The organism is Pseudomonas citronellolis (genome assembly GCF_900112375.1).
Lineage (GTDB): Bacteria > Pseudomonadota > Gammaproteobacteria > Pseudomonadales > Pseudomonadaceae > Pseudomonas > Pseudomonas citronellolis.
Genome location: NZ_FOLS01000023.1, coordinates 15,727 through 37,771 on the forward strand (window position 1 = coordinate 15,727; position 22,045 = coordinate 37,771).

At 67.0% G+C, this 22,045-nt stretch carries 16 protein-coding genes and 1 other RNA gene; 8 read left to right on the plus strand and 9 right to left on the minus strand.

Going from position 1 to position 22,045, the window contains the following annotated elements; genetic code table 11:
• Positions 1-76: 76 nt before the first annotated feature.
• Positions 77-838, minus strand: a complete 762-nt coding sequence (locus BM060_RS20795) for a response regulator (protein WP_307660539.1) — start codon at positions 836-838, stop codon at positions 77-79.
• A 193-nt stretch (positions 839-1,031) separates the two neighbouring features.
• Positions 1,032-1,128: signal recognition particle sRNA small type (ffs, locus tag BM060_RS20800), an RNA gene on the minus strand.
• Positions 1,129-1,362: 234 nt separating this feature from the next.
• On the opposite strand from ffs, the gene BM060_RS20805 reads away from it, so the two are divergent.
• Positions 1,363-1,737 carry a type 1 fimbrial protein gene (locus BM060_RS20805; protein ID WP_074982582.1) on the plus strand — a complete coding sequence of 125 codons (375 nt, stop codon included), beginning with the start codon at positions 1,363-1,365 and terminating at the stop codon, positions 1,735-1,737.
• 41 nt (positions 1,738-1,778) lie between these two features.
• Here BM060_RS20805 and BM060_RS20810 read toward each other — a convergent pair whose 3' ends face one another.
• From BM060_RS20810 to BM060_RS20835, 6 genes are all read right to left on the minus strand, one after another.
• Positions 1,779-2,156: a cbb3-type cytochrome c oxidase subunit 3 gene (locus BM060_RS20810; RefSeq protein ID WP_058489175.1), complete on the minus strand. Its 378-nt coding sequence runs from the start codon at positions 2,154-2,156 to the stop codon at positions 1,779-1,781.
• A 12-nt stretch (positions 2,157-2,168) separates the two neighbouring features.
• Positions 2,169-2,447, minus strand: coding sequence for an HU family DNA-binding protein (locus BM060_RS20815; protein WP_009619418.1), 279 nt, complete (start codon positions 2,445-2,447; stop codon positions 2,169-2,171).
• Between the two features lie 65 nt (positions 2,448-2,512).
• A complete protein-coding gene (gene ligA, locus BM060_RS20820) occupies positions 2,513-4,897 on the minus strand; it encodes an NAD-dependent DNA ligase LigA (protein ID WP_074982584.1) in 2,385 nt (794 codons plus the stop codon).
• Positions 4,898-5,007: 110 nt separating this feature from the next.
• Entirely contained in the window at positions 5,008-5,904 is an 897-nt protein-coding gene (zipA, locus tag BM060_RS20825; RefSeq protein ID WP_074982586.1) for a cell division protein ZipA, read from the minus strand.
• Between the two features lie 300 nt (positions 5,905-6,204).
• Positions 6,205-9,693, minus strand: a complete 3,489-nt coding sequence (gene smc / locus BM060_RS20830) for a chromosome segregation protein SMC (RefSeq protein WP_074982587.1) — start codon at positions 9,691-9,693, stop codon at positions 6,205-6,207.
• 10 nt (positions 9,694-9,703) lie between these two features.
• On the minus strand, positions 9,704-10,363 hold the full coding sequence (locus tag BM060_RS20835; RefSeq protein WP_074982589.1) for a GntR family transcriptional regulator: 660 nt from the start codon (positions 10,361-10,363) through the stop codon (positions 9,704-9,706).
• Positions 10,364-10,536: 173 nt separating this feature from the next.
• Here BM060_RS20835 and BM060_RS20840 point away from each other — a divergent pair, with 173 nt between their 5' ends.
• From BM060_RS20840 to guaD, 5 genes are all read left to right on the plus strand, one after another.
• Entirely contained in the window at positions 10,537-11,670 is a 1,134-nt protein-coding gene (locus BM060_RS20840; RefSeq protein ID WP_074982591.1) for an alkane 1-monooxygenase, read from the plus strand.
• A gap of 502 nt (positions 11,671-12,172) precedes the next feature.
• Positions 12,173-13,636, plus strand: coding sequence for a xanthine dehydrogenase small subunit (gene xdhA, locus BM060_RS20845; RefSeq protein ID WP_074982593.1), 1,464 nt, complete (start codon positions 12,173-12,175; stop codon positions 13,634-13,636).
• Entirely contained in the window at positions 13,629-16,019 is a 2,391-nt protein-coding gene (xdhB, locus tag BM060_RS20850; RefSeq protein ID WP_074982595.1) for a xanthine dehydrogenase molybdopterin binding subunit, read from the plus strand. The genes xdhA and xdhB overlap by 8 nt, the downstream gene beginning before the upstream one ends.
• Positions 16,020-16,110: 91 nt before the next feature.
• Positions 16,111-16,962, plus strand: a complete 852-nt coding sequence (xdhC, locus tag BM060_RS20855) for a xanthine dehydrogenase accessory protein XdhC (protein WP_074982597.1) — start codon at positions 16,111-16,113, stop codon at positions 16,960-16,962.
• A 72-nt stretch (positions 16,963-17,034) separates the two neighbouring features.
• Positions 17,035-18,333 carry a guanine deaminase gene (gene guaD, locus BM060_RS20860; RefSeq protein WP_074982599.1) on the plus strand — a complete coding sequence of 433 codons (1,299 nt, stop codon included), beginning with the start codon at positions 17,035-17,037 and terminating at the stop codon, positions 18,331-18,333.
• A 483-nt stretch (positions 18,334-18,816) separates the two neighbouring features.
• Here guaD and BM060_RS20865 read toward each other — a convergent pair whose 3' ends face one another.
• Positions 18,817-19,239: a universal stress protein gene (locus tag BM060_RS20865; RefSeq protein ID WP_074982601.1), complete on the minus strand. Its 423-nt coding sequence runs from the start codon at positions 19,237-19,239 to the stop codon at positions 18,817-18,819.
• 143 nt (positions 19,240-19,382) lie between these two features.
• On the opposite strand from BM060_RS20865, the gene BM060_RS20870 reads away from it, so the two are divergent.
• On the plus strand, positions 19,383-20,306 hold the full coding sequence (locus tag BM060_RS20870; protein WP_074982603.1) for a LysR family transcriptional regulator: 924 nt from the start codon (positions 19,383-19,385) through the stop codon (positions 20,304-20,306).
• 158 nt (positions 20,307-20,464) lie between these two features.
• Positions 20,465-22,036 (plus strand): MFS transporter, encoded by a 1,572-nt coding sequence (locus BM060_RS20875; protein WP_074982605.1) that lies wholly within the window; start codon positions 20,465-20,467, stop codon positions 22,034-22,036.
• The last annotated feature ends 9 nt before the right edge of the window (positions 22,037-22,045 follow it).

The following is a 22,045-nucleotide window of genomic DNA, read 5'->3' on the forward strand; positions in this document are numbered from 1 at the left end:
CCACGGATGAAAAACGGAAATAAAAAAGCGGGCCGCATGGGCCCGCTTTTTCCAGGTGGTCGAAGCTCGTTGGCTATCAGTCGAAGAAATGCTTCTCGAGGCAGCAGGCCAGCAATTCCTGGTCCGTGCTCACGCCGAGACGGCGCTTGGCCGATGCCTTCTGCGCGCTGATGGTCTTGTCGCTGCGCCGCAGCAGGCGCGCGATTTCACACACGCGCAAGCCTGAGACGAACAGCCGCAACACCTCGTATTCCTTGACCGAGAGCGAGGTCAGGCGGCTGTGCAGGTCGCCGCCGTCGCCGGTGCAGGGGTTGAGCACCCGGCGGCCCTTGCACAGGGCGTCCAGGGCCGACAGCAACTGGGCCATGCCCGCGTCCTTGCGCACCACGCCCTGCACCCCGAGCTCGCACAGGCGGTCCAGCACCAGGCGGTTGGACAGCATGGTGAAGACCAGGAACCTCACCTCGGGGAAGTTACGCACCAGGTAGCCGATGAAGCGCACACCGTCCCCGTAGACTTCGTCCCCAGGCATGCTGAAGTCGATGATCGCGATATCGAAATGTTCCCGTCGCAATGCCTCGACCAGCTCACCAGAAGTTCGCACCTCACATGCCACTTGATATTGCGGATGACGTTCCAGAATCCCACGGACTCCCATCAATACTACTGCGTGATCATCCGCCAGAACGATCTTGATCTTTTTCAAGGCAACCTCACAAACGACGATAACTCGATACAACAGCCAACTTTCTCGGCTGCCTAATCTAATGGAAGAGCCTGAAAAACGGCACCTTAAAAGCGCCTGTTTAATCAATATAAGAAAAATCCGACATGGCACCCAAGTGCCAATGGATGACGGAAAACAATGCGGGCCAAGGGCGACGTGCGGCTGCTGGTTCGTTCGACAGGAACAGAGAGGTCGGCTATGCCGTAGGGAAAAATCAGACGAGCCCGAAGGCAAAAAGGGGGGAGGTGGAAGGCGTACACGGGGAATTGTGGCTAGGAAAAGCGCCCCCCGAAAATGGAGGTGGCCCCGCCAGCCACACCCCGGCACACGACGTCACCGCTGCGGCTGCTCCCTTCCGGGCCTGACCGGGTTCACGGCTGATCGTTGCGGGGGGACCGACAGGGCCACCATAACGAAACCCGCCTAGGTGGCGGGCGGCGACATTGTACCGAGCCCAGCGCAAGTTACAAGCACTTCAAGCACTTACCGGTGAATTCCGCGATGGCATACACATAAATAGCATTTTGATATCACTTTGCCCTGCGGCATGGTGGCACACTGCCATGGCACTGGTGAGGTGGAGGGGAAGGACTCCCCCTCGGCGCTTCAGCCCTCAACGCTTTGGGAGAATTCCGATGATCAAGTCTGCTTTCGCTGTTCTGGCCCTGGGCCTGTCTCTCTCTTCCACTGCCTTCGCCAATGGCGGCACCATCAGCTTCAGCGGGCACGTCTACTCGCCGCCGTGCAAGATCATCGACTTCACCAGCCAGGCCAGCACGCAACAGGCACGCCTGGACCTGGCCGGCTGCGGCGAGACCTCGCGCCTGTCGTTCAGCGAACCGTCCGGACAGGAAGCGGCCCGCCAACTGGCGGTGACCGACCTGGACGGCCGCAAGGTCGACCTCGGCGTCGAGAACGAAGCGCAGGACGGCGGCATGAACCTGGTGCTGCGCAACCTGGACGGCCGCAGCGGCGCGCGGCCGCTGATGCTGAACATCACCTACCTCTGAGTTTCCCCTCCCCCACTCGCCCGGCGGCGTGGGGGATAGCCTCATTCGGCGCGGATCATGCCGCCGGGAATCGGCTGGGTGGAGACCTCCAGGTTCGGCCCCAGGTAGAGGTCGCTCTTCTCGAAGCCGGGCCGGCTGCTGAAGCTGGCGTACTTCTCCTGCCCGCGGTGGAAGGTGAAGGCCACGCGGTAGTCGCCGCCGCGCAGCAGGCGCAGTGGGAAGTTCAGCACGGCGCCCGGCTGGATTTCCCCGGAGAGGGTTTCCTCGCCGTTCTCCTTGAAGCTGTAGCTCGCCGGCGCGCTGGCGTTGGCGTCGTAGTGCAGCTGGATCTGCGGACGCTCGGTCCAGGCCACGTAGAGGGCGAACAGCAGGACCAGGGCGATCAGCCCCGCGAGCCGCTGCTTTCTAGCCTTGTCCATCGCCGCCTCCGGTCAGTTGAGGCTGTCGGCCAGGGCCTTGGCCGGGACGAAGCGCACCACCTTCTTCGCCGCGATCTCGATGCTCTTGCCGGTCTGCGGGTTGCGCCCGGTGCGCGCGGCGCGCTCACTGACCTTGAGCTTGCCGATGCCCGGCAGGGTCAGCTCGCCGTCGTTCTCCAGGCTGTCCTGGACGATCTGCGCCAGTTGCTCGAACACGCCACGCACCGAGGCCTGGGTCAGGTCGAGGGACTCGGCGATGTCGCGTACCAGTTGTTCCTTGGTCATTGCCATGTGTTGCTTCTCCGAATGGTCTTGGGAATGGGTTCAGGCGTTCAGGCGTTCAGGCGTTCAGGCGTTCAGGCGTTCAGGCCATGATCGGCCAGCAGCTTCAGCAGCCCCTCTTCGTCCATCACCGCCACGCCGAGTTCCTGGGCCTTGGCCAGCTTGGAGCCGGCGCCGGGGCCGGCCACCACGCAATGGGTCTTGGCCGACACGGAACCGGCGACCTTGGCGCCCAGGCTTTCCAGCTTCTCCTTGGCGACGTCGCGGCTCATGGCCTCCAGGGTGCCGGTGAGCACCCAGGTCTGCCCGGCCAGCGGCAGGCCCTCGGCCTGCTTCTTCTCGCTCGCCCAGTGCATGCCGAACTCGCGCAGTTGCTCCTCGATCTCACGGGTGCGCTTGGCATTGCCGGCGTCGTCGAAGAACTCGCGCAGGCTCTTGGCCGCGCGCTCGGGCAGGCGTTCGACCTGGCGCAGGTCGAGCCAGTCGGCGTGGATGATGCCTTCCAGCGAACCGAAGCGGCTGGCCAGCTTTTCCGCGCCGGTGGCGGCGATGAAAGGGATGTTGAGCTTGTCGATGAAGCCGGCCAGGGTGGCGCAGGCGGCGAACTCGGCAGCCACCTCGCCCTCCTCCTGTAGCTGCACGCCGTGCTCGGCGTCGAGCAGTTCGGCGATCACCTTGCGGTTGTGCTCGTCGGCGAAGAAGTTGTGGATTTCGTAGGCCACCTCGGCGCCGACGTCCGGCAGATAGGTCAGCACCTCCGGCAGGGCCTTCTGGATGCGCTCCAGCGAGCCCAGGGCGCGGGCCAGCAGCTTGGCGGTCTCCTCGCCGACGTCGGGGATGCCCAGGGCGTAGACGAAGCGCGCCAGGCTCGGCCGGCGGCTGTCGGCGATGGCGTTGATCAGGTTGTTGCTGGACACCTCGGCGAAACCTTCCAGCTCGATCACCTGCTCGTAGGTCAGGCGGTAGAGGTCGGCCGGCGACTTGACCAGGCCCTTGTCCACCAGTTGCTCGACGATCTTGTCGCCTAGGCCATCGATGTCCATGGCCCGGCGCGAGACGAAGTGGATGATCGACTGCTTGAGCTGCGCCTGGCAGAACAGGCGGCCGACGCAGCGGTAGATGGCGCCTTCGCTGACCGACTCGCGGCCCTTGGCGCGCTTGACCAGTTGCGTACGCTCGACCTGCGAGCCGCATACCGGGCAGGTCTCGGGGATGTGCACCGGGCGCGCGTCGGCCGGGCGGCGTTCGACGACCACCTGCATCACCTGCGGGATCACGTCGCCGGCGCGGCGGATGATCACGGTGTCGCCGATCATCAGGCCCAGGCGCGCCACTTCGTCCATGTTGTGCAGGGTGGCGTTGGACACGGTGACGCCGGCCACCTGCACCGGCTTCAGGCGCGCCACCGGGGTCACGGCGCCGGTGCGGCCGACCTGGAATTCCACGTCGAGCAGTTCGGTGAGTTCCTCGCGGGCCGGGAACTTGTGGGCGATGGCCCAGCGCGGCTCGCGGGCGCGGAAGCCCAGTTCGCGCTGGAAGTCGATGCGGTTGACCTTGAACACCACGCCATCGATCTCGTAGGCGAGGCTGTCGCGGCGCTCGCCGATATCGGCGTAGTAGTCCTGGCAGCCCTTCACCCCGCGGGCCAGCTTCAGCTCGCGGCTGACCGGGATGCCCCAGGCCTTGAAGGCTTCGAGGATGCCGATCTGGGTGTCCGGCAGGCTGCCGCCCTCGACGCGGCCGAAGCCGTAGGCGCACAGCTCCAGCGGGCGGCTGGCGGTGATCTTCGGGTCGAGCTGGCGCAGGCTGCCGGCCGCGGCGTTGCGCGGGTTGGCGAAGGTCTTGGCGCCGGCCTCCATCTGCCGGGCGTTGAGCGCCTCGAAGCCGGCCTTGGACATGAATACTTCGCCGCGCACTTCCAGCACCGCCGGCCAGCCCTCGCCGTGCAGGCGCAGGGGGATGTTGCGCACGGTGCGCACGTTGGCGCTGATGTCCTCGCCGGTGCTGCCGTCGCCGCGGGTGGCGCCGCGGGTCAGCCGGCCGTTCTCGTACAGCAGGCTGACCGCCAGGCCGTCGAGCTTGGGCTCGCAGCTGTAGTCCACCTCGGCGCCGCCGCCGAGCAGGTCGCCGCCCGGCAGCAGGTCGGCCAGGCCTTCGCGCACGCGGCGGTCGAAGTCCAGCAGGTCCTGTTCCTCGAAGGCGTTGCCCAGGCTGAGCATGGGGATTTCGTGGCGGATTTCGCCGAAGGCCGAGGCGGCGGCCCCGCCCACGCGCTGGGTCGGCGATTCGGGGGTGACCAGGTCGGGGTGCTCGGCCTCCAGTTCCTTGAGTTCGCGGAACAGGCGGTCGTACTCGGCGTCCGGCACGCTGGGCTCGTCGAGCACGTAGTAGCGGTAGTTGTGCGCGTCCAGCTCGCTGCGGAGCTGGGCGATGCGTTGGGCGGCGGTCTGGGTGGTCATAGAAGAAGCCATAAGCGAAAGGCTGGAAGCTGGAAGCTAGAAGCTGAAAGCCAAAAAGCAAAGCCGGAAGGACAGGGGTCGCTTCCGGCTTCGAGCTTTAGGCTTCCAGCTTATCTTTTCTGCGTCAGCGCGCGGCGTTCGAACTCGATGATGCGCTGGCGGTAGTGCTCGATGGTCTGCGCGGTCATCACGCTGCGCTGCTCGTCCTTCAGCTCGCCGTTGAGCTCATGGGCCAGCTTGCGGGCGGCGGCGACCATCACGTCGAAGGCCTGCTTCGGATGGCGCGGGCCCGGCAGGCCGAGGAAGAAGCTCACCGCGCGGGTGCTGAACTGGTCGATGTTGTCCAGGTCGAAGGTGCCCGGCTTGACCGCGTTGGCCATGGAGAACAGCACTTCGCCGTTGCCGGCCATGCTCTCGTGGCGGTGGAAGATGTCCATGTCGCCGAAGCGCAGGCCGCTCTCGAGGATGTTCTGCAGCAGCGCCGGGCCCTTGAAGCCACCCTCGTCGCGGCAGATCACGTTGATGATCAGCACTTCTTCCACCGGAGCCGGAGCCGGGGCGGCGGCGGGCGCCGGGCGCTCCTTGTCCTTTTCCCTGTCCCTCTTGCGTTCCTTGCCGCGGGATTTTTCCTTGGGCGCCTCGGCCAGGGGATCGGGGAAGTCTTCTTCGTCCAGCGGGCCGAGCAGGTTCGGCGCCGGGTCGTCCAGGGCCAGGTCGCCCTGGCGCGGCTCGCCACGGCGCTTGCCGCGGGCCGCGTCCTTGGCGCTGACCTTGGGCAGGTCGTGCTCGTCCAGCGAAGGTTCGTGGTGCTCGACCACCCGCGAGGGGCCCAGCACCTCGGCGCTGCCGCCGTCGTCATCGTCGTCCAGTTGGTTGGCGAAGTGGCGGTCCAGCTTGAACTTCAGCTTGCCCTTTCCGCCCCGCATGCGCCGCCAGCCATCGAACAGAATGCCGGCGATCACGATAAGCCCAATGACGATCAGCCATTCGCGCAGACCGATATCCATCTAATCCCAGTGCCCCTGATAAAAATGATGATGAAAAAGGGATGTCCTATCCCGGTAAAAACGCGAACCTCGAGTTGTATGTTCGCGCGTAACAAAGTGGGCATTAAGCTAGCATGCCCGACACAACTTTTACACCGTCTGCGGCTGTTGTCCGCAGCAATAATCGCAACTTTTCCCAAGCCCGCCCAAGATCAGGCTTACCTCAATCGAATCAAGGGGTTATGCATATCCCCCAGTACAGCACAAGTCAGCGCCCGGCGCTGGCGAATACTGTACGAAATTTGTCCAGAAGGCACTTCATCAGGCTTCCGCCAGTGCCACGGCTTCTTCCACGTCGACCGCCACCAGGCGCGAACATCCCGGTTCGTGCATGGTCACGCCCATCAACTGGTCGGCCATTTCCATGGCGATCTTGTTGTGGGTGATATAGATGAATTGCACTTTCTCGGACATTTCCTTTACCAGGCGGGCATAACGCCCGACGTTGGCGTCGTCCAGCGGCGCGTCGACCTCGTCGAGCATGCAGAACGGCGCCGGGTTGAGCTGGAAGATGGCGAACACCAGGGCCAGCGCGGTCAGCGCCTTCTCGCCGCCGGACAGCAGGTGGATGGTGCTGTTCTTCTTGCCCGGCGGGCGCGCCATGATCGCCACCCCTGTATCGAGTAGATCTTCGCCGGTAAGTTCCAGGTAGGCGTGACCGCCGCCGAACACCTTGGGGAACAATGCCTGAAGGCCAGCATTGATCTGGTCGAAGGTTTCCTTGAAGCGGTTGCGGGTTTCCTTGTCGATCTTGCGGATGACGTTTTCCAGGGTGTCCAGGGCTTCCACCAGGTCGTCGTTCTGCTCGTCCAGGTAGCGCTTGCGCTGGGATTGCTGCTGGTATTCGTCGATGGCCGCGAGGTTGATCGCGCCCAGGCGCTGGATGCGCCCGGCCAGTTCCTCCAGGCGGGCTTCCCAGACCTTCTCGGCGGCGTCGTGGGGCAAGGTGCCGAGCACGGTGTGCAGGTCGTAGCCGTCCTCGCCGAGCTGCTCCTGCAGCGCCTTGCGACGAACGGTCAGGGCCTGCCACTCCATGCGCTGCTGCTCCAGCTGGCCACGCAGCAGCTGCGACTGCTGCTCGGCCTGGGTGCGGCGCTTCTCGGCGTCGCGCAGCTGGCGGTCGGCGTCTTCCAGGGTCAGGCGCGCGGTCTTGAGTTCCTCTTCCACGCCCATGCGCCGCTCCAGCAGCTCTTCCAGGCGCATGCGCAGTTCTTCCAGGGGCGCGGCGCCCTCCTCCAGGTTGAGGCTGAGCTGCTCGCAGCGCTCGACCAGGCGCACGGCCTGCACGTCGAGGCGCTCCAGGGCCTGGCGGGTGGATTCGTGCTGGGCCTTGAGCGAGCCGACGCGCACCGCCAGCTGGTGGGCTTGGTCCTTGTGCTGGCGGGCTTCCTGGCGGATGCGGTCGAGGCGTTCGCGCAACTCGTCGCGCTCGGCCAGCAGCGCCTCGCGGCGGCCGGTGTCCTCGGCCATGGCGTCCAGCGCCACCTGCAGGTGCAGGCGCGCCTCGCCCAGCTGTTCGTGTTCGATGGCGCGCTGCTCGGCCAGTTCGGCCAGTTCCTCGTCGAGGCGGCGGCGGCGCAGGGTCAGCTGTTCGACCTTGGCCTGCTGGGCCGAGAGCGCGGCCTTCAGCTCGCCGTGGCGGCGGCCTTCCTCCTGGATGCGCCGGCGCAGTTGCTCGCGGCCGTCCTCGGCCTGGCGCTGGGCCTGGCGCTGGGCTTCCAGCTGTTCTTCCAGGGCGGCCAGGCGTTCTTCCAGTTCTTCGCGTTCGGCGTACAGCCGTTCCAGCTCCTGGCCGCGGGCCAACACGCCGGACTCGGCGGAATCGCCGCGGCGCACCCGCAGGAAATGCTTGCCGACCCAGTAGCCGTCGCGGCTGACCAGGCTCTGCCCGGCGCCCAGCGAGGCGCGTAGTTCCAGGGCCTGCTCCAGGCTTTCCACCGGGCGCACCCCGGCCAGCCAGGGCGACAGGTCGTGGTCGGCGCTGACTTTTTCCAGCAAGCTGCCGGGGACAGCGGCACCACCGCGCGGCAGGTCGAGCAGGCGCAGCTCGCCCTTTTCCAGGCCGGCATAGGGTAGCCCGGCGAAATCCTCCAGCAGCACGGCGTGCAGGTCGGCGCCGAGCACGGTTTCCACCGCCAGCTCCCAGCCCGGCTCCACGCGCAGGCCCTCGGCCAGGCGCGGGCGCTGCTCCAGGCCCTGTTCGCGCAGCCAGTCGGCGGTGCCGGCGCCCGGGTCCAGGGCGGCCTGCTGCAGGGCCTCCAGGGAGGCGATGCGGCCGTTCAGGCGCTGCAGTTCGCCCTGGGCCTGGTGCTGGGCGGCGTTGCCGTCCTGCAGGCCCTGGCGCACCTGCTCCAGGCGCTCGACCAGCTCCAGTTCCTCGGCCTGCAGCTCTTCCAGCTGCAGCTCGACGGCGGCCAGCTGTTCGCTCAATTCGAGGATGGCCGCGCCTTCCGGGTCGGCGGCCAGCTGCGCGCGTTCCTCGCTCAGGCGGCGTTCGCGCTCGCCCTGGCGCTCCAGGCTGTGTTCCAGGTGCTGGATGCTCGACTGCTGCACCTCGGCCTCGCGGCGCGGCTCGGCGCTGCGCTGGTTGAAGGCGTCCCAGCGCTGCTGCCAGTCGTGCATGCCGGTCTCGGACGCTTCCAGCAGGGTGCTGGCCTCCTCGGCCGCGGCGGCGCTGGTTTCCTGCTCGGGCGCGAGCATTTCCAGCTCCTCGGCCAGGGTCGCCAGCAGGGTGCGGTCGTGGCCCAGGTGCGATTCGGTTTCCTGGCGGGTGCGCTCGGCCTCGCGCAGGTCGTCCTGCAACTGGCGCATGCGCTGCTGGCCGTGCTGGATGCTCTGCTCGACGCGGGCGATGTCGCCGCCCACCGAGTAGAAGCGGCCCTGGACCTGGTTGAAGCGCTCGGACAGCTCGTGGTGGCCATCACGCAGGCGCTCGATGCTGGCGTCGGCGCTGCGCTGCTCGGCCACCAGGGCCTCGAAGGCCACTTCCTGGTCGCCGATCACCCGCTCCTTCTGCCCCACCTGCTCGTTCAGCTCGCGCCATTTCAGGGCGCCCAGCTGGGCCTTGAGCTGGCGCTCCTCGGCCTTGTATTCCTGGTACTTCTCCGCCGACTGGGCCTGGCGGTGCAGGCGTTCGAGCTGGCGCTCCAGCTCCTCGCGCAGGTCGGTCAGGCGCGCCAGGTTCTCCTGGGTGCGGCGGATGCGGTTCTCGGTCTCGCGGCGGCGCTCCTTGTACTTGGAGATGCCGGCGGCTTCCTCGATGAAGTTGCGCAGGTCCTCGGGCTTGGCCTCGATCAGCTTGGAGATCATGCCCTGCTCGATGATCGAGTAGCTGCGCGGGCCCAGGCCGGTGCCGAGGAAGATGTCGGTGATGTCGCGGCGCCGGCACTTGGTGCCGTTGAGGAAGTAAGTGTTCTGGCCGTCGCGGGTGACGCGGCGGCGGATGGAAATCTCGGCGTAGGCGGCGTATTCGCCCACCAGGGTGCCGTCGGTGTTGTCGAAGATCAGCTCGATGGACGCCTGGGTCACCGGCTTGCGCGTGTTCGAGCCGTTGAAGATGACGTCGGTCATCGACTCGCCGCGGAGGTTCTTCGCCGAACTCTCGCCCATCACCCAGCGCACGGCGTCGATGATGTTGGACTTGCCGCAGCCGTTGGGGCCGACCACGGCGGCCATGTTGCTCGGGAAGCTGACGGTGGTGGGGTCGACGAAGGACTTGAAGCCCGCCAGCTTGATGCATTTGAGGCGCATGCCGCTCTCCTCAGCGTTCGGCCAGGGCAGCCAGCACCAGCTGGCTGTTGTGGCGGCCGTAGTCCAGAAGCACCTCGCGGATGACCGCCTCGTCGCGGTCGATCACCGCCTGCAGCAGGCGGGCGAAGCTGTCGAGGAACTGGCTCATCTCGCTTTTGCGCCGTTCCAGGGCCAGGTGGTAGGTGCGGCTGATGGCCGGCAGCAGGTTCTCCACCGTCTCCTGCAGGTAGGGGTTGGCGGCGAAGGGGAAGGCCGCGCGCATGATGTCGAAGCTGGACTCGACGAAGGCGTCGATGTCGCCGCGCTGCAGGCTTTCCATCAGGCGCTGCTGGATGGCCAGGAAGGGCTGCAGGTCGCCCTCCTCGCGCCAGGTCCGCGCCACCGCGCTGGCGAGCATGATGTACAGCTCCATGACCAGGCTGTAGAGGCTTTCCACGTGGCTGGCGGACAGCTCCGAGACCTGCGCCCCGCGGCGCGGCAGTATCACCACCAGGTGGCGGCGTTCGAGGATCAGCAGCGCCTCGCGCACCGAGCCGCGGCTGACGTTCAGGGCCTGGGTGACCTTCTGCTCCTGGATGCGTTCGCGTTCCTTGAGCTCGCCCCGGATGATGCGTTCGGCGAGGTGGTGGGCAATCTGCTCAGCCAGGCTGTCCGGGGCCTTGAACGTCATGGGTGTCCTTATCGCTGGAGGGCTGATGGAATGGGGCTTGCGGCCGCGAAGTGTAACACAGGGTGTTACCCGGCAACGCCCCGGTCAAGGGGCTCGACTGAACGAAGGTTGGTGCGTACGAAGAAAGGATTGGGCGCAGGATTGTCTGACAATCCTACAACGAGAATCGCGCCATGTTCGCCTTCCTTTCCCCTGCCTGGATGCTGCGCCTGAAGAAGGCCGGCTACTGGATCTGGCTGGTGCCGGTGTTCGGCATTCCGCTGAGCTACTGGTGGTCCTACGGCAGCGACCACCCCAACGCCTGGGCCTGGTTCGTCATCGCCGTGGTGTTCCTGGTCATCCCCGTGCTCGACGCCATCGTCGGCCGCGACCCGGCCAACCCCGACGAGGCCAGTGAAGTGCCAGTACTGGAACGCGAGGGCTACTACCGCTTCCTCAGCCTGATGACCGTGCCGCTGCTGCTGGGCATGCTGGTCTACGGCGGCTGGGTGATCACTCACTACGAGGCATGGAACTGGGTGGGCAAGCTGGGCTGGATCCTCTCGGTGGGCACGGTGATGGGCGCCATCGGCATCACCGTGTCCCACGAGCTGATCCACAAGGACCCGCAGCTGGAGCAGCGCGCCGGCGGCCTACTGCTGGCGGCGGTGTGCTACGCCGGGTTCAAGGTGGAGCACGTGCGCGGCCACCACGTGCACGTCTCCACCCCGGAAGACGCCTCTTCCTCGCGCTACGACCAGAGCCTGTACGCCTTCCTGCCCCACGCCTACAAGCACAACTTCCTCAACGCCTGGCGCCTGGAGGCCCAGCGCCTGAAGCGCAAGGGCCTGCCGGCGCTGCACTGGCGCAACGAGCTGATCTGGTGGTACGTCATCAGCGCGCTCTTCCTGCTCGGTTTCAGCCTGGCCTTCGGCTGGCTCGGCGCGGTGTATTTCCTCGGCCAGGCGGCCATGGCCTTCACCCTGCTGGAGATCGTCAACTACGTCGAGCACTACGGCCTGCACCGCCGGCGCCTGGACGACGGCCGCTACGAGCGCACCTCCCACGAGCATTCGTGGAACAGCAACTTCCTGCTGACCAACCTGTTCCTCTTCCACCTGCAGCGCCACTCCGACCACCACGCCTACGCCAAGCGCCGCTACCAGGTGCTGCGCCACTACGACGACAGCCCGCAGTTGCCCAACGGCTACGCCGGAATGATCGTCCTGGCGCTGTTCCCGCCGCTGTGGCGCGCGGTGATGAACCCCCGCGTACGCGCCTACTACGCCGGCGAGGAATACCAGCTGAGCGATACCCAGCGCGCCTGATTCCAACGGGTTCCACGCCTTTGCGGCAGCCGACATACCCCCGGCTGCCGTTTTTTTTGCGCCTCCGGGAGCGTAGGGCGTACAACCGTTCGCGGTTGTACGCCGTTTCACCGTGCTTATCGTCAACTTCGTGGTCGAGCCTGGCGCAACCTGCAACAGGCGCTTCAGGCTGACTCCGAGCGAGATATGGCCAAGGTCAAACGGCGGATAACCGCGAACGGTTATCCGCCCTACGTTACTGCGCTGCATCAGCCATGGCGCGCTCCTACCACCTGCCGGTAAACACAACGCCCCGCAGCCATGACCGTAGGAGCGAGCTTGCTCGCGAACCATCCCAGCTGCCAAGTAGCCCCGTTCGCGAGCAAGCTCGCTCCTACGAAAAAGCGCCCTGCCGGAAATAGCTGACCGAAAGATCAGAATTTTTGTTGACTTAAAAGTCAGCTTTTCCTAGATTCACCTCCATCGCGCCCCGCCCAACAACAAGAAAGCCTGGAGGCATGCCTTGATCAGGTTCCTGCTCAACCGCGAGCTGCGTGTCGAAGACCGCCTCGACCCGAATCTCACCGTGCTCAACTACCTGCGCCAGCACCTGGGCAAGACCGGCACCAAGGAGGGCTGCGCCTCCGGTGACTGCGGCGCCTGCACCGTGGTGGTGGGCGAACTGGTCGGTGCCGAGGGCGCCGAGCGCATCCGCTACCGCACCCTCAACTCCTGCCTGACCTTCGTCTCCGCCCTGCACGGCAAGCAACTGATCGTGGTCGACGACCTCAAGCACCGCGGCGAACTGCACGGCGTGCAGCAGGCCATGGTGGATTGCCACGGCTCGCAGTGCGGCTTCTGCACCCCCGGCTTCGTCATGTCGCTGTTCGCCCTGCAGAAGAACAGCGCCGGCGAAACCGCGGAGCAACGCAAGGCCGAGGCCTACGAGGCGCTGGCCGGCAACCTCTGCCGCTGCACCGGCTACCGGCCGATCCTCGACGCCGCCGAGCAGTCCTGCTGCCAGAAGCGCCCGGACCAGTTCGACGCCGCCCAGCAGCAGACCAGCGCCCAGCTCAAGGCCATCGCCCCGCGCGAGACCGCCGAGCTGAACAGCGGCGACAAGCGCTGCCTGCTGCCGCTGACCATCGCCGACCTGGCCGACCTCTACAGCGCCAACCCGCAGGCGCGCCTGCTGGCCGGCGGCACCGACCTGGCCCTGGAAGTCACCCAGTTCCACCGCGAGCTGCCGGTGATGATCTACGTCGGTCATGTCGAGGAGATGAAACGCGTCGAAGTCCTCGCCGACCGCATCGAGCTGGGCGCCGCCGCGCCGCTGACCGACTGCTACGCGGCCCTGGCCCACGACTACCCGGACTTCGGCGAGCTGCTGCACCGCTTCGCCTCGCTGCAGATCCGCAACCAGGGCACCCTCGGCGGCAACATCGGCAACGCCTCGCCCATCGGCGACTCGCCGCCGCTGCTGATCGCCCTGGGCGCGCGCATCGTGCTGCGCAAGGGCGGCGAGAGCCGCGAACTGCCGATCGACGAATACTTCATCGACTACAAGGTCACCGCGCGCCAGGAAGGCGAGTTCATCGAGAAGGTCATCATCCCGCGCCCGCAGGCCAGCCAGGCGTTCCGCGCCTACAAGGTGTCCAAGCGCCTGGACGACGACATCTCGGCGGTCTGCGCGGCCTTCAGCATCACCGTCGAAGACTGCCGCATCAGCGCCGTGCGCAGCGGCTTCGGCGGCATGGCGGCGATTCCCAAGCGAGCCCGCGCCTGCGAGGCGGCGCTGCTCGGCCAGCCGTTCAACGCCGCCACCTTCGAACGCGCGGCAATCGCCCTGGGCGAGGACTTCGCCCCGCTCTCGGACTTCCGCGCCAGCAAGGAATACCGCCTGCTCACCGCGCAGAACCTGCTGCGCAAATGCTTCCTCGAACTGGAAGCGCCCCAGGCCGTGACTCGGGTGACCGCATATGCATAAGCACAACAAGACCCAGGAAGAACTCCAGGCGCTGTTCCGCGCCGACCTGACCACCGGCGTGGGCAAGAGCGTCAAGCACGAAAGCGCGCCCAAGCACGTCAGCGGCGAGGCGATCTACATCGACGACCGCCTGGAATTCCCCAACCAGCTGCACGTCTACGCCCGCATGAGCGACCGCGCCCATGCGCGCATCACCAGGCTGGACGTCAGCCCTTGCTACGACTTCCCCGGAGTGGCCATCGCCATCACCAAGGACGACGTGCCCGGCCAGCTGGACATCGGCCCGGTGGTGGCCGGCGACCCGCTGCTGGCCGACGGCAAGGTCGAGTACCTCGGCCAGATGGTCATCGCGGTGGCCGCCGACAGCCTGGAGACCGCGCGCAAGGCGGCCATGGCGGCGATCATCGAGTACGAGGACCTGGAGCCGGTGCTCGACGTGGTCGAGGCGCTGCGCAAGAAGCATTTCGTGCTGGACAGCCACACCCACAGGATCGGCGATTCCGCCACCCAGCTGGCCAGCGCGCCGCACCGCATCCAGGGCACCCTGCACATCGGCGGCCAGGAGCACTTCTACCTGGAGACGCAGATTTCCTCGGTGATGCCCAGCGAGGACGGCGGCGTGATCGTCTACACCTCCACGCAGAACCCCACCGAAGTGCAGAAGCTGGTGGCCGAGGTGCTGGGCATCTCCTTCAACAAAGTGGTGATCGACATGCGCCGCATGGGCGGCGGCTTCGGCGGCAAGGAAACCCAGGCCGCGGCGCCCGCCTGCCTGTGCGCGGTGATCGCGCGCCTGACCGGGCGCCCGGCGAAGATGCGCCTGCCGCGCGTGGAAGACATGCAGATGACCGGCAAGCGCCACCCCTTCTACGTCGAGTACGACGTGGGCTTCGATGACGACGGCCTGCTGCACGGCATTCACATGGACCTGGCCGGCAACTGCGGCTACTCGCCGGACCTCTCCGGCTCCATCGTCGACCGCGCCATGTTCCACTCCGACAACGCCTACTTCCTCGGCAACGCCACCATCAACGGCCATCGCTGCAAGACCAACACCGCGTCGAACACCGCCTACCGCGGCTTCGGCGGCCCGCAGGGGATGGTCGCCATCGAGGAAGTGATGGACGCCGTGGCGCGCCACCTGGGCAAGGACCCGCTGGAGGTGCGCAAGCGCAACTACTACGGCAAGGACGAGCGCAACGTCACCCATTACCACCAGCAGGTCGAGCACAACCTCATCGCGGAGATGACCGCCGAGCTGGAGGCCAGCGCCGAGTACGCCAAGCGCCGCGCCGAAATCCGCGCGTTCAACGCCGCCAGCCCGATCCTCAAGAAGGGCCTGGCGCTGACCCCGGTGAAGTTCGGCATCAGCTTCACCGCCACCTTCCTCAACCAGGCCGGCGCGCTGATCCACATCTACACCGACGGCAGCATCCACCTGAACCACGGCGGCACCGAGATGGGCCAGGGCCTGAACACCAAGGTGGCGCAGGTGGTGGCGGAAGTCTTCCAGGTCGACATCGACCGCGTGCAGATCACCGCGACCAACACCGACAAGGTGCCGAACACCTCACCCACTGCGGCCTCCAGCGGCGCCGACCTCAACGGCAAGGCCGCGCAGAACGCCGCCGAGACCATCAGGCAGCGCCTGGTGGAATTCGCCGCGCGGCACTGGAAGGTCACCGAGGAAGACGTCGAGTTCCGCAACAACCAGGTGCGCATCCGCGACCTGATCGTGCCCTTCGAGGAACTGATCCAGCAGGCCTACTTCGGCCAGGTGTCACTGTCCTCCACCGGCTTCTACCGCACGCCGAAGATCTATTACGACCGCGATAAGGCCGCCGGCCGGCCGTTCTACTACTTCGCCTTCGGCGCCGCCTGCTCGGAAGTGCTGGTGGACACCCTGACCGGCGAGTACCGCATGCTGCGCACCGACATCCTCCACGACGTCGGCGACTCGCTGAACCCGGCCATCGACATCGGCCAGGTGGAAGGCGGCTTCGTCCAGGGCATGGGCTGGCTGACCATGGAAGAGCTGGTGTGGAACGCCAAGGGCAAGCTGATGACCTGCGGCCCGGCCAGCTACAAGATCCCGGCCATCGCCGACATGCCGATGGACTTGCGGGTGAAGCTGGTGGAGAACCGCAAGAACCCGGAGCAGACGGTGTTCCACTCCAAGGCCGTGGGCGAGCCGCCGTTCATGCTCGGCATCTCGGTGTTCTGCGCCATCAAGGACGCGGTGGCGAGCCTGGCCGACTACCGCGTGCAGCCGCAGATCGACGCACCGGCGACGCCGGAGCGGGTGCTGTGGGGGGTGGAGCAGATGCGCAGGCTGAAGGCTGCGCAGGCCGAGACCACCCAAACCCAAGCCGAACCAGCGTAACCCTGTAGGAGCGAGCTTGCTCGCGAACAACCCAACCACCCTTCGCGAGCAAGCTCGCTCCTACGAAGAGCCATCTACCGAGGTAGACGTCATGAACTGGATCAGCGCCCTCGCCGACCTGCAGCAACGCGGCGAAGCCGCCGTGCTGGTGACCATCATCGAGGAGCTCGGCTCCACGCCGCGCAACGCCGGCTCGAAGATGGTGGTCAGCGCCGACAGGCTGTTCGATACCATCGGCGGCGGCCACCTGGAGTTCAAGGCCCTGCAGATCGCCCGCGAGATGCTCGAACAGCGCAGCCAGCAGCCGCGCCTGGAGCGTTTCAGCCTGGGCGCCAGCCTCGGCCAGTGCTGCGGCGGCGCCACCGTGCTGCTGTTCGAGCCGATGGGCCAGCCCCAGGCGCACATCGCGGTGTTCGGCGCCGGCCACGTCGGCCGCGCGCTGGTGCCGCTGCTGGCCAGCCTGCCGTGCAAGGTGCGCTGGATCGACTCGCGGGAGGCCGAGTTCCCGGAAAGCATCCCGGCCGGCGTCGAGAAAGTGCTGAATGACGAAGTGCTCGACGAGGTCGAGAATATGCCGGCGGGCGGCTACTACATCGTCATGACCCACAACCACGCCCTGGACCTGGAGCTGACCGCGGCGATACTCAAGCGCGACGACTTCGGCTACTTCGGCCTGATCGGCTCGGACACCAAGCGCGCCAAGTTCGAACACCGCCTGCGCGACCGCGGCTTCGCCAGCGAGACCGTGCAACGCATGCGCTGCCCCATGGGCATCGCCGAGGTGAAGGGCAAGCTGCCGGTGGAGATCGCCGTGTCCATCGCCGGCGAAGTGATAGCCACCTACAACGCCGCCTTCGGCCAGGAAAAGGCCAGCGGCGAACACTCGGTGGCCAAGCTCCTGCCCAGCAGCCGCCGGGCCCGTACCGCCGAGAGCGGTACCTGAGGCAACCAACAGACATTCGTAGGATGGGTTGAGCGAAGCGATACCCATCGTTCCCAGGATCGAGAGAACGACATGACCAGCAAAGCCTACCGCGCCAGCATCCTGCACAGCGTCGCCGACCCCGCCGAAGTGGGCGTCGACAAGTCCTACCAGTACTTCGAAGACGGCATCCTGCTGGTGGAAGACGGCAAGGTCGCCCGCCTCGGCCACGCCGCCGAGCTGCTGCCGCAACTGGGCGGCGTGGAAGTGGTGGAATACCGCGACGCGCTGATCACCCCCGGCTTCATCGACACCCACATCCACTACCCGCAGACCGGCATGATCGCCTCCTACGGCGAACAGCTGCTGGATTGGCTGAACACCTACACCTTCCCCACCGAGAAGCAGTTCGCCGACCCAGCCCACGCCGCCGACGTCGCCGGCATCTTCCTCAAGGAACTGCTGCGCAACGGCACCACCACCGCCTTGGTATTCGGCAGCGTGCACCCGCAATCGGTGGACGCGCTGTTCAATGCTGCCGAGAAGCTCGACCTGCGGCTGATCGCCGGCAAGGTGATGATGGACCGCAACGCCCCGGACTACCTGACCGACACCGCCGAAAGCAGCTACCGCGACAGCAAGGCGCTGATCGAGCGCTGGCACGGCAAGGGCCGCCTGCTCTACGCGGTGACCCCGCGCTTCGCTCCCACAAGTACCCCCGAACAGCTGGACGCCGCCGGCCGCCTGCTCAAGGAGCACCCGGACGTGTACCTGCACACCCACCTGTCGGAGAACCGCAAGGAAATCGAGTGGGTCAAGGAACTGTTCCCCGAGCGCAGCGGCTACCTGGACGTCTACGACCACCACGGCCTGCTCGGCGCGCGCTCGGTGTTCGCCCACGGCGTGCACCTGTGCGACGGCGAATGCCAGCGCCTGGCCGAGACCGGCTCGGCGGTGGCCTTCTGCCCCACCTCGAACCTGTTCCTGGGCAGCGGCCTGTTCGACCTGGCCAAGCTGGAGAAGCACAAGGTCAAGGTCGGCCTGGGCACCGACGTCGGCGCCGGCACCAGCTTTTCCCAGCTGCAGTCGCTGAACGAGGCCTACAAGGTGATGCAGCTGCAGGGCATCAAGCTCGACCCGTTCAAGTCGCTGTACCTGGCCACCCTCGGCGGCGCCCGCGCGCTGGAGCTGCAGGACAAGGTGGGCAGCTTCGCCCAGGGCAACGAGGCGGACTTCGTGGTGCTGGACTACAAGGCCACCCCGCTGCTGGACTACCGCCTGCGGCAGGCGAAGAGCCTGGAGGAAAGACTCTTCGCCCTGATCATCCTCGGCGACGACCGCACGGTCCGCGAAACCTTCGCCCACGGCCGCTCGGTGCACCAGCGCGGCTGACGCTTACGGTCACGCCGGCCGGGCCCTTGCTCAGGACCGCCGGCCGGGGTGGCCGCTTTTCATTTCCCGGGGGGACGGGGTCGAACCGTAGGGCGCATAACGCCTACGGCGTTATCCGCCGTTTGGCCTTGGTCCCACTCGAGCACGAAGCCCCCGGCCCAGCCACGCATTCAGCGATGAGAAAGGCCAGGCGGCGGATAACCGCGAACGGTTATTCGCCCTACGCTGGCCGAGGGCTTCGTGCGATGCGAGAGAGTCCTCACAGCAAAGCCCAAGGGAAACTCCATTCGCGAGCATGGCTTTTCGTAGGATGGGTTGAGCCTTGGCGAAACCCATGCGGCCGTGGCGATGGGTATCGCTTCGCTCAACGCCATCCTACGGGTCTTGTGTTTGCCGGAGGGCGTAGGAGCGGATTCATCCGCGATCCGCGCCTGCACCCGGTCCATCGCGGACGGAGTCCGCTCCTACAAAAGCAGCCCCGCGCTACCCCCGCACCTCCACCAACACCGGGCAAGGCGCCCGCTCGATCACCCGCTGCCCCACCGAGGGATCCAGCAGCCGCTCGATGCGCCCCAGGTGGCGGTGGCCGATGACGATCAGGTCGCAGCCCTGGCGCTCGGCCTCGCGCAGGATCGCCCGCGCCGGGTCGCCGGCCAGTATCCGCCCCGTGGCGCGGCCCGCCGGCAGTTGCGCCAGCGCGGCGTCCAGCAGGGCCTGGGCCTCATGCTGCTCGTGCTCGGCCGGCGGGTAATCGAGCACGTCCGGCTGCGGCAGGGCGAAGGCGCGGTCGACCACGCAGACTACCTCCAGGCGCGGCGTGCCGGCCTCTGCCAGCTGCGCGGCGGTGGCGATGAGGCGCTGGGCCTGCGGGGTGCCGTCGATGGCGACCAGGATGCGTTCGAACATGGGGTTTCCTTAATAAAACGGTGAACGCCGATCATTCTTCGGGCTCGGGCGGAATGCGTAAAGGCACCCTGGCTGCACGCCAGAGTTGCACCACACGCACGTATCGCCGAGCATCCCTGCGAACCAACGTTCCCGGAGGCACCATGGCCCTGCCCGACCTCAACCTGCTGGTCGCCCTCAACGTGCTGCTGGAAGAAGGCAGCGTGGTCGGCGCCGCGCGCCGCCTGCACCTGAGCCCGCCGGCCATGAGCCGCACCCTGGGGCGCATCCGCGAGGCGGTGGGCGACCCCATCATGGTCCGCGCCGGGCGCAACCTGGTGCCCACGCCGCGGGCGCTGCAGTTGCGCGAGGAGGTCAGCGAGTTGGTGGAACACGCCATGCGCCTGTTCAACGCCAAGGAAAACCTGCAGATGGACCGCCTGGAACGCTGCTTCGTGCTGCGCTCCAACAACGTGCTGGTGGGCGGCTTCGCCTCGCGCATGCTGGCGGTGATGCGCGACGAGGCGCCGCACTGCAGCCTGCGCATGGCCCCCGAGGCCGATTTCGATGACGAGGCCCTGCGGCAGAACCGCATCGACCTGTACATCGGCGCCACCTCCAGCCTGGAGCCGGAAATCCGCACCCAGACGCTGTTCACCACCAACTTCGTCGGCCTGGCCCGCCGCGACCATCCGATCTTCGACGGCGAGATCACCCCGGAACGCTTCGCCGCCTATCCGCAGATCAGCGTCTCGCGCCGCGGCCGGCCCCTCGGGCCGATCGACGAGGAACTGGCGAACCTGGGCCTCAAGCGCAACATCCGGCTGATCGCGCCGACCTTCCATTCCTCGATCTTCGCCCTGCTGGAATCCGACCTGCTGCTGCCGATCGCCGAGCACTCGCTGTGGCGCCTCGACCGCCTCGGGCTGTCCCTGCGCCAGTTCGACATCCCGTTGCCGCTGAAATCCGTGGTGATCATCCAGGCCTGGCACCCGCGCTTCGACAACGACCCGGCGCACAGCTGGCTGCGGCAGACGGTGAAGCGGGTATGCATCGAGCTGCGCGAGAGTTCGGGGTTGCTGAGCTGATCCCCAACCAGTGCACCATACGCACTGATTAGTTCTAATCATTTCAATTTTCACACTGATTGGCGCTCCCTAGACTCTGCTCAAAACCCCTAGAGTCCCGACGCCATGCCTTGCCCCGACCATAGCGCGATGGCCGGCCTCCGCCACGAGGCCCGGCCATGACCGCCGCGCTCACCCCGCTCGCCACCCCGGCCGCCGCGCAGCCGGCCAGGCCCGCCGCCCAGCCCTTCGGCCCGCGCATCCTGGTGGGCATGCTCGGCGTGCTACTCGCCTCGCTCAGCGCCGGGCTCAACGACAAGGTCACCGACCTTGCGATGAACGACGTGCGTGGCGCGCTGGCCATCGGCCACGACGAAGGCACCTGGCTGCTGGCCCTGTACGCCGCCTTCCAGGTCGCCGGCATGGCCTTCGCGCCCTGGTTCTCGGTAACCCTCTCGCTACGCCGCTTCACCCTCGCCGCCATCGCTGCCTTCACCCTGCTGGCGCTGCTCTGCCCCTTCGCCCCCAACGTGCACACGCTGTACCTGCTGCGCGCCCTGCAGGGCCTGGCCGGCGGCTGCCTGCCGCCGATGCTGATGACCGTGGCGCTGCGCTTCCTGCCGCCGGGCATCAAGCTCTACGGCCTGGGCGCCTACGCCCTGACCGCCACCTTCGCGCCCAACCTGGGCATGCCCCTGGCGGCGCTGTGGACCGAGTACGTCGGCTGGCAGTGGGTGTTCTGGCAGGTCATTCCCTTGTGCGCGCTGGCCATGGCCGCAGTGGCCTGGGGCATTCCCCAGGACCCGCTGCGCCTGGAGCGTTTCCGCCAGTTCGACTGGCTCGGCGTGGCCCTCGGGCTGCCAGGCATCCTCATGCTGGTGCTGGGCCTGCTGCAGGGCGAGCGCCTGGACTGGTTCGAGTCCGACCTGGCCACCCTGCTGGTGGTAGGCGGCGCGGCGCTGCTGGCGGCCTTCTTCCTCAACGAATGGACGCACCCGCTGCCGTTCTTCCGCCTGGACATCCTCAAGCGGCGCAACCTCAGCCACTCGCTGCTGACCCTGGCCGGCGTGCTGGTGGTGCTCGGCGCCTGCGCCGGCGTGCCGGCCTCGTACCTGGCCGCCGCCCACGGCTACCGCCCGCTGCAGAGCGCGCCCATGGCCCTGCTGGTGGCCCTGCCGCAACTGCTGACGCTGCCGCTGGTGGCCGCTCTGTGCAACATCCCGCGCGTCGACTGCCGCTGGGTGCTGGCCATCGGCATCGCCCTGTGCGGCCTCTCCGCCTACGGCATGAGCCAACTGACCGGCGACTGGACGCGGGACAACTTCTACCTGCTGCTCAGCCTGCAGATCATCGGCCAGCCGATGGCCGTGGTGCCGCTGCTGATGTCCTCCACCAGCGTGGTGGCGCCCGTCGAAGGGCCCTTCGCCTCGGCCTGGTTCAACAGTGTGCGGGCCTTCGCCGCGGTGGTCGGCAGCAGCGTGGTGGGCATCCTCATGACCTGGCGCGAGCACTACCACTCCAACCGCCTGGTCGACCACCTGGGCGCCGCGCCCCAGGCCCTGGCGCTGCGCCTGGACCAGCTCGACGGCAGCCTGCCGCGCCTGGCCGGGCAGGTCCACGGCCAGGCCTCGGTGCTGGCCGCCGCCGACACCCTGTGGTGCATGGCCTGGCTGGCCGCCGCCCTGCTCCCGCTGATCGCCGTCATGCCGCTGCGGGTCTACCCGCCGCGCCCGGTCGCCCCCGCTCACTGAAATCCGGAA